At 57.2% G+C, this 2,379-nt stretch carries 2 protein-coding genes; both read right to left on the reverse strand.

All coding sequences use genetic code 11. The features are described 5' to 3' along the window. On the reverse strand, window positions 1–415 hold a 415-nt coding region (locus Q0288_RS02840), incomplete at its 3' end, for a transposase (RefSeq protein ID WP_299426878.1). A 240-nt stretch (window positions 416–655) separates the two neighbouring features. Next, window positions 656–2,047 (reverse strand): class II fumarate hydratase, encoded by a 1,392-nt coding sequence (fumC, locus tag Q0288_RS02845; RefSeq protein WP_299426882.1) that lies wholly within the window; start codon window positions 2,045–2,047, stop codon window positions 656–658. Window positions 2,048–2,379 lie beyond the last annotated feature (332 nt).

The following is a 2,379-nucleotide window of genomic DNA, read 5'->3' on the forward strand; positions in this document are numbered from 1 at the left end:
CCGGGTTGAAGTGAATGTAGTCCATGTGGCGAGCGAAATCCCGCTCATCTTTGATGCGGTGCTCCCAGAAGCGGCGTTGCCACAGAGTAGATTCTTTACGCTTTTGCCGGGATCTGGACAGTCGGCCTGGATCAAAGTACAGATCACCGACTCTCCGGCTAACCCCGGCTTTGATCTGCAGCCAGCGCTCTGAAAAATCCGAATCCTCTTCTGGAAGCGTCCAGATGCAGTGCAGGTGATCGGGCAGAAGCACCCAGGCTTCGGCAGTGAAGGGGAGGATCTGGCGAACCTGGCCAATGGAGAGTCTTAGGGCTGTTCGGAAGGGTTCATCTAGCAGAATTCTCTGGCGTTGATAGGTGACTACCGTGAAGAAATAGCAGCCTCCTTTGAGATAATCACGGCGATAGTTGGGCATACGTGGGTAATTCTATCGGGGGGTTTGTCGTAGGGTTGTGCGCGTGGTCTACTTACCCAGAATGGCGGTGCGTGCCGCAAGTCAAACTGGCTATTGTCCAGTCTATAGCGGGGTTTGTGGTTGAGTTGTGCATGGGCATGTGTTTACAAACTGGCTGGCGCTCCGGAGCTGGTGGTGCGTGCCGCACCCTACAAACTGATATGGTGGTGCGTGCCGCACCTTACTACTACTTGGATCGGCTCAACTGTGTGTCATTTCCAAAGGCACCACCCACCGGTCAAACTCTTCCTCGGTCAGATAGCCCAGCGCCAGGGCTGCTTCCTTAAGGCTGGTACCTTCTTTGTGGGCTTTTTTGGCAATGGCAGCGGCTTTGTCGTAGCCAATATGCCGGTTGAGCGCGGTTACCTGCATCAGGTTGATGGAGAGGTTATGCTGGATTTTGGGCAGGTTGGGCTCGAGGCCCACCGCACAGTTATCGTTGAAGGCCATACAGGCATCACCCAGTAGCTCTATGCTGGTCAGGACGTTATAAACCATCACCGGCTTGAACACATTAAGCTGGAAATTGCCCTGCGAGCCGGCAAAGGCCACTGCTGCGTCGTTGCCGAAGACCTGCACCGCCACCATGGTCAGGGCCTCGGACTGGGTGGGGTTGACCTTGCCCGGCATGATGGAGCTGCCCGGCTCGTTTTCGGGGATGTGGATCTCGCCAATGCCGTTGCGCGGGCCGGAAGCCAGCCAGCGCACATCGTTAGCCATCTTCATCAGGGCACCGGCCAGGGTGCGCAAAGCTGCGCTGGTGGTAACCAGGGCGTCGTGGGCCGAGAGTGCGGCAAACTTGTTGGCTGCCGATACAAAAGGAAACCCGGTTTCCTTGGCGAAATATTCCGCAGCCAGGTCGCCAAACCTGGGGTGGGCATTCAGGCCGGTTCCCACGGCAGTTCCGCCTATAGCCAGCTCGTACAGGCCCTTTTCGGCGTGGCGCACCTCGGCCAGGCAGTAGTCAATCTGGGCTACCCAGCTGCCAATTTCCTGCCCCAGCGTGATGGGGGTAGCGTCTTGCAGGTGGGTGCGGCCCACCTTCACGATATCCTTGTAGGCTTCGGCTTTGGCGGCCAGGGTGTCGCGCAGTTTTTGCACCCTGGGATAAAGCTGGCGATGCAACTCTTCCACTGTGGCGATGTGCATGGCGGTGGGGAAGGTATCGTTGGAGGACTGGCCCCGGTTGACGTGGTCGTTGGGGTGTACTGGGGCTTTGGAGCCCAGCACCCCATCGGCCAATTCAATCGCGCGGTTGGATATGACCTCGTTGGCATTCATGTTGGTCTGCGTACCCGAGCCGGTCTGGAAGACCACCAGGGGGAAGTGATCATCCAGTTTGCCCGCAATGACCTCGTCGGCAGCCCGTGCAATCAGCTCGGCTTTGTCGCGGGGTAGCTCACCCAGATCGGCATTGGCCAGGGCAGCCCCCTTTTTCAGAATCCCCATGGCCCGGATGATGGAGCGGGGCATTTTGAAGCGCTCCTGCCCAATGGGGAAGTTCTGGATCGAACGCTGGGTCTGGGCACCCCAGTAGCGGCTCTCTTCAACCTGCATCTGGCCCATGGTGTCGGTCTCGATTCGGTGGCTCATAGCGGTTCTATTTTACGGGTGGGCTCCTGGGTTGGTGAAATAGCGAGAAGTACCGAGCGGGCCCACACAAGAAAGGGTAGTTCAGCGGTAGGCATACTGAAACGAGAACTTGCTTTTTGTACAAGCCAACCAGCGTTCGTCTTGACACGGTATACCAAACACCTGTAAGCTCTTTCACAAGATGCTTTCGTCTAGCAGCCTGATCCTGGTTCTAGTCGGCCTAGTAATTATTAGGCCGGTGGGGGATTTGGTGTAGCTAAGAGCTTAGAAGCGCATCCTAAAGCCCCCCGAATAGCCGGGGGGCGGTTTTTTTGAAGAACGGGAGAGACTAT

It is taken from the genome of uncultured Meiothermus sp., from assembly GCF_937863175.1.
Taxonomy (GTDB): Bacteria; Deinococcota; Deinococci; order Deinococcales; family Thermaceae; genus Meiothermus.